Consider the following 6,240-nt stretch of genomic DNA (forward strand, 5'->3'; position numbering starts at 1 on the left):
GATTGACGGCGGAAAGAGACCAGCTCCGGCTGTGCGATACGCAGATAATCTTCGGTATTGAGGATCACCGATTTTTCAAGGCTACCGGCGTTAAAAGCAATTTCCTCAAAACGGTCGAATAATAGCGGGTCAGCCACCAAGCGTAGCGACGGGTGGAAGCTGAATGGCGGAATCGCGCCAAACACGCAGGCGGTGAGGGCATCCACTTCAGCCGGGCTAGCGAGAGACGCCTTTAAGCCGCCGATATGGTGCGCCAGCCGTGCGAGGTCGGCTTGCTGGTCGGCGGCGAGGATAGCCAGTACGTGCTGGCTTACGCCGTTGCCTTTCACCTTGCACACCAGCGCTTTGGCACCCTGGCCTAACGCGGTGCCGCGAATTTCAGACACGGCTTCACATTTACCCACGGCATCGTGCGCCATCACGCGATAGCGCGCCTGATGCTCGTCGAGCAGGCCCAGTAGCCGTTGATGAACATCTACAGTGATGGGTTCAATCATTATTTTTTCCATATGCATGCGCCGAAGCGGTTTTGTTACGCTGTTTATGTTGATAGAGGCGCTGGTCGGCTATCTTCATCGACTGCTCAAGGCTATCGCCAAGGCGCATCTTGTAGGCTCCCCAGGAGAAACTCACGCGGCTTTCCGTGTCGATAAGCGCCAGATGATCCTGAATACGTTCCGTTATCACCTTCGCTTCGGCTTCTTCGTAGTCAATCAGGATAATACAAAATTCGTCGCCCCCCAGGCGAACGCCATAATCGCTTTTGCGGATAGTGGCCGATATTGCCTGCGCCAGCATGATTATCGCCCGGTCGCCCTCATCGTGGCCCCAGGTGTCGTTGATAAACTTCAGCCTGTCGCAGTCGAGGGCAATAACAACAACGCCCACTCCCTGTTCCGTCAGGCGCTGTAAGCGCATGCTTTGCACCGACGAGAGAATCTTACGGTTGTAGAGCCCGGTCAGTGCGTCGCTGATGTTCTCCTGGCTAACCGTCCGGTAGAGGCGGAAATGCGTACGAACAAGCTGCAACAACGCGGTGGTGGAAATGAGATAAAACAGGAACAGTTTCCACGAACTCAGCAGGAAGTACATCACATCCAGCGACAGCTCCACGCGCATGTTTTCGGCCAGCGGTCGGCTGTAGTGCACATAGCTCAGCAGGTGAGACGTGCTGCGATGGACCTCGATATGGGCGTTATTATCGGAATCAATAAATGAGATATCCAGATAGCGCCAGAAATGAGGACGGTCACGGGTATAGAAAATATCGTGTAGGTCCTGATGAGAGAGATCGACCATCACAATGCCCTGTAGGTTTTCATGATGATAGAGCGGTGTTAAAAACGTTAAGATATTTTTATGAGTAAAGGTATCAATATAGATACTGGATACCACTGTTCTTCCAAGGAATAAATTTTCCAGACTGGCCGGAGATATACCCAGTCGATCGCCATAAAGGAAATTCCAACTGGTTAACGTCGCGTCATGAATAACTACTGGTGAATTAAAATAGATATATTGATTCACCACATCAATATAATAACGAAAACGTTTCTGCTGTGGTATTGCATCGGGCAGGCGTGGTTTCCAGGCGGTACTATTGTCGACGGCCGCATCAAAAGCTTCAAGGGCGGGGAGGCTTTGCGCCCATTTGTCGCAGGGTGTTTTCCCCGCAGTGAGCGAGCCGGATAGCTTCGAGTAGCGGTAACCATCGATGTTCAGACCGTGAATGTTGCCGCGATGCTGTACGCTGGCGCAGGCATGTGCTGCCGCTTCGGCAGTGGGGCGTTCATCCAGCTTTTGAGCGAATTGCGAAATAATCAGCTGGTTCTGATATTTCTCATAGAGAAAGGCCGACTCGCCTTTGTCGATGATATATCGCATATATTCGGACATATCCCGATGGCTGGCGACTAATTCATAAATCAGGAAGGAGGATGTCAGTATGACGACGCCTGATGAAATGACAAATCGCAGTATTTTATTCTGCAGTTTCATAGTGAAATTATATGTTCTTCCGTGTCAGTCGGAATATTAACATGATGCGCCCGGTATCTCTAGCAATGCATTAGCGATAGAAATGTTTTGAAAACATCAAGCGGGAAGAACTCGCCCGTGAGCGCGGTTTTTCATTATCGTCCATAGGGAACTGTAGCTCACCTGGTCACTTTCTGTATTTTGCTTCTGGGCGGCCTAAATTCTGACTCGTCCTTTCGGCGCAGCCTGTGGCGACTTGCTTTCCCAGCCGGTAGATAACGGTGGCGTTGGCCTGGCAATCACCGTAATGATTATAGGACTGGTCGTGAGCGACTGGCGTAAACGCACCGCCGTAAGATAAGAGTAGCCGCGCGGGTGGCGAAGAGATATACATCTTCCCCCGACGACAATTGTAGCCCGGCCGAGCGCAGCGACGCCGGGATTTCTACACGGAGTGCTTCTGCTTTATGTGCAATATATTTTGTTTATGACACGCTAGCCTTGAATGCTCGCTTCACTGATTTTCCTGAGCAGAGTGCAATCCCGCAGATAATCAGTAGCGCGCTGACCAGATGATATATATGTAATGGTTCACTGAGAAACATCACGCTGAATAAACCACCACTCAGCGGGATGAAATGGGAAAACACTTCTCCACGCGTCGCGCCAATCGCCTGAATGCCTTTATTCCACATCAAATATGAGAGCCACGATGGAAAAATTATCAAGTACAGCAGACCTATCACCAAACCACTGTGGCCCAATTCAGCAAGTGGTGGAATGCCATTTTTCGCCATAGAGAAAATCAATATTGGAAAAAGCACTATAGCACCTATCGTCGCACTAACGGCCACAAACGCATTTCCCCCCACTTCACGAGGTTTTATCCGCAGAAATGCACAATATACCGCCCAGCTTGCTGCCGAACCCATCGTCCACAGATCGCCACGATTGAGATGCTTTAGGGTCTCCAGGTGCCATAAATCCCCCTGCATCACCAGATAGGCGACACCGAAAGAGCTGATAATAACCCCGGCAATATTCTGGGTTGTTATTTTTTCCTTAAAAATAGTTTTATTGATCAATAGAACTAATGCCGGTGTTGTAGACAAATAAATGGCAGCATTAAGCGAAGAAGTATATTGCAAACCGATATACAACGTCAGTGGGAATAACACTTGCCCAAACAAAGCCAGAAAGATGATGATGTGAAAAGAACGCTGCATAGCGTTCCATTGCTCACGAATCTGCCTGTAGTAGAGCGCTACCAGTAATATGGCCGTAAATATCCAGCGAGCAGAGGATAATAGAACAGGGTCAACAAGACTGACTAATAGATGTCCTACCACATAATTTCCACCCCAAAAGCATGCGGCGAGAGTGAGTAATAAATAAGGCATAGCAATACCCTTCAATAATTCATTTTTGTTCCCTGGAACATTACCGCGAAGAAAATGGAGATGCTAATATAAAGTTTTGCTCGGATGGTATCGTTTTAAACTATGAAATTTACCCTCAGGCAACTTGAATTTTACATAGCATTAGCAGAAACATTGCAAGTTTCTAAAGCTGCTAGCCGTTGTCACGTTTCGCAATCTTCTATGACGGTCGCATTACGGAATCTGGAAGAGGCACTTGATGCACAGCTGTTTCTGCGCCAGCCAAAAGGAATCCAGCTCACTTTGGCTGGAGAACGCTTCCTGATTCATGCCCGCACGATCATCGGCAATAGCCACATTGCGCTGGAGGATTTGCATCGCCAACCGGAAACGACTGCTGGAAAAGTGCGGATAGGGATAGCTCAGACGCTTTCGGCTTACCTGCTACCTGAGATGCTAAGTGACATTGAAAACCGCTTTCCGTTACTGGAAATTGACTATTTCGAGGCCACTGCGCCCGATCTGCTGGCTGCCCTGCGTCAGCAGCAGGTTGATTTTTGTCTACTGCTCACATCGAATATTCAGCGCGACAGTGACCTGGAGGTGGAAACCATTATTCGATCGCTACGCCAGCTCTGGATCGCACCGGGACATGCTTTGCTGAGCCAGTCTGTTATCCGCCTGCGGGATATCGTAAAACTGCCCTTTTTGATGCTTGAGACCGATGAATATCCCACGGTGATCACCCATGTCTGGCAGCACGCTGGCTATCAGCCTTCCATCCACTTTCGTAGTAACTCCTTTGAAGCTGTGCGCAGCCTCGTTGCCCAGGGCAACGGCATCACCATCTTATCCGACCTGGTTTACCGCCCCTGGTCGCTAAACGGCCAGCGCGTCATTCGTCGGACGATTGAAGACTGTATCACCTACATGGACGTCGGCGTGGTCACTAACGCTGGACAACCGCTGTCAGCGCCAGCTCAGCGATTCAGGGATTTTTTACGTTCGCTGATTGTGAGACTTGAGGGAAAGAGCTAAATGCGTTGTTTACTTGTGGAGCAGCACCCGTTCGGTAACGTTATGTAATTGCTGAAAAATTTTTCTTCTCAATATATCTCCAAAACGCCACGTGAAAAATAAAGCAATTTCATGATAGGAGTCATCGCGATTTTTCACGTAACTATAGCGCCAACTTTTTCCAATTAAGGCTGCGATCATTTTGTACCGTTCACTCATCGACTCGGTGGAGTGCCCCAGCAAAGTCTTAACGTTAACCCAACATGTTTAGAATGATAATATTTTCGTTACTGGTCAGAAGGGGTTTGCATAAGATCTTATAACCATCCTGATCAAAACCTGCCTCTTGTCGAGATAGCATTTTTGCTTCGTCGAGTGAACTGACTGAGCCAAGCCACATCCAGTTGCGAATAATATGGTACTGAGTTAAATCAGCACTCTCTTCTTTCATAGCAATAGCTCCGTTCCAGGGCCAGCATACAAGCTGTAGTCGTTCAAGTGCCAACAATAGCCTCTGGTGATGAGATTCTATGGTCTCTTTACCACAACATGCACCTGCGCATCGCTGCAGTGCCGAACGAAAGCAACCGCGATTACCGCTCAGTGATTCCAGGCCAAGTAATCCGTAACAGAGACGATGTTCATCTGCTATAGACTTCAATGCTTCAAGTGCATTACGTCGATTAGAAAATAGGCCATATAAATTTGGTTGATGAGAAAAATTTATCTCCTTTGCATACACCACCTTAGGTTGCCCTGCATCTAAATGTAATGAACAAAGTTGATGGGTACGACGAAGACGTTTATTGAAGAGTGGCTGCTGCTCTTTAATCATTTTAGCCTCAAGCAGCAGCGCGCCAATTTCACCAGCGGTACGTATCCAACTTATTTTTTTGGATTGGTAGAGCATTGATGCTTCATCCTGGGCGCGGAAGTGTGACATCACGCGACTGCGAATATTAACACTTTTCCCTATGTAGAGCGGCAGCGTTTCACTCTCTCCGTGGAATACATAGACACCGGGTAATGGAGGAATTTCAGAGAGATACTGACGGAGATGCTCCGGATATTCATAAATCGCTGAAGGCTCAAATTTAAGGCGTTGTATGGGCAAGTCCCCTCCGATATCTGTTCATTTAAACAGTGCAATATCAATAATAGATAACTCTAGTGGGTTTGGTGGTAGGAACAGTGAAAGTGGAATCGCGAGGACTTATCGGTGCCGGAAATTACTTATTAATGATCCCATTCCATCGAAATTCCTTTTGTCATAAACGAGTTCCGCAAACATGCTTTAGCTCCTCTCTACAGTATATACGCTGTATGTATATACAGTGTCAATGTGAGTGAGTTCATTATGAAGTTTTTTTCACCAGTAGAACTGCGTGAGATAGTCACGCTGCGGCTGTTCAGTGGGCGGGTTCCTTGCGGTTTTCCTTCACCTACAGCTGATTACGTTGAGCAACGTATTTATTTGAATGAGCTGCTTATCCAGCACCCCAGCGCTACCACATTTTGTGGAAGCGTACGGCGATTCAATCATAGATACCGGGATAAGTGACGGTAATTTGCTGGTGGTGGACAGTTCGAAAACGGCTGAGCACGGCGATATCATTATCACCGCTGTGGAAGGGGGGCACTGTGAAACGCTTGCAGCTTCGGCCGACGGTTCAGTTAAACCCGATGAACAGCGCTTACTCCCCGATCATTGTTGGTAGTGAAGAGACGCTGGACGTGCTCGTCGTTGTGACTTTCATCGTGAAAGCCGCAAGTTGACGTGTTTGCACTCTGCAATGTGAATTCGTTCTACGCCTACTGCGAGACGGTATTCAGTGAGGATTTGAAAGGGCGCCAAAAGCCCGCTTTG

General features: G+C 48.3%; 5 protein-coding genes and 1 pseudogene. 2 read left to right on the forward strand and 4 right to left on the reverse strand.

The genetic code is table 11. The features are described from left to right. The 3 genes from GKAS_RS22295 to GKAS_RS22305 all read right to left on the reverse strand — a co-directional run. Positions 1-497: YbaK/prolyl-tRNA synthetase associated domain-containing protein (locus GKAS_RS22295; RefSeq protein WP_035897579.1), on the reverse strand; the 497-nt coding region annotated here is incomplete at its 3' end. Continuing rightward, the gene (dgcJ, locus tag GKAS_RS22300; RefSeq protein WP_035897580.1) at positions 490-1,998 is read right to left on the reverse strand and encodes a diguanylate cyclase DgcJ; all 1,509 of its coding nucleotides are present in this window, start codon (positions 1,996-1,998) and stop codon (positions 490-492) included. The genes dgcJ and GKAS_RS22295, both read right to left, overlap by 8 nt. Before the next feature lie 464 nt (positions 1,999-2,462). Then, positions 2,463-3,377, reverse strand: coding sequence for a DMT family transporter (locus GKAS_RS22305; RefSeq protein WP_035897581.1), 915 nt, complete (start codon positions 3,375-3,377; stop codon positions 2,463-2,465). A gap of 102 nt (positions 3,378-3,479) precedes the next feature. Between GKAS_RS22305 and GKAS_RS22310 the strand changes: the two genes are divergently transcribed. After that, positions 3,480-4,394 carry a LysR family transcriptional regulator gene (locus GKAS_RS22310; protein WP_035897583.1) on the forward strand — a complete coding sequence of 305 codons (915 nt, stop codon included), beginning with the start codon at positions 3,480-3,482 and terminating at the stop codon, positions 4,392-4,394. A 232-nt stretch (positions 4,395-4,626) separates the two neighbouring features. On the opposite strand, the gene cho is transcribed toward GKAS_RS22310, so the two are convergent. Next, positions 4,627-5,487: an excinuclease Cho gene (gene cho, locus GKAS_RS22315; protein ID WP_246870764.1), complete on the reverse strand. Its 861-nt coding sequence runs from the start codon at positions 5,485-5,487 to the stop codon at positions 4,627-4,629. A gap of 243 nt (positions 5,488-5,730) precedes the next feature. Between cho and umuD the strand changes: the two are divergent. Then, a pseudogene (gene umuD / locus GKAS_RS25000) lies at positions 5,731-6,149 on the forward strand (translesion error-prone DNA polymerase V autoproteolytic subunit). Positions 6,150-6,240 lie beyond the last annotated feature (91 nt).

Source organism: Kluyvera ascorbata ATCC 33433 (genome assembly GCF_000735365.1).
Lineage (GTDB): Bacteria > Pseudomonadota > Gammaproteobacteria > Enterobacterales > Enterobacteriaceae > Kluyvera > Kluyvera ascorbata.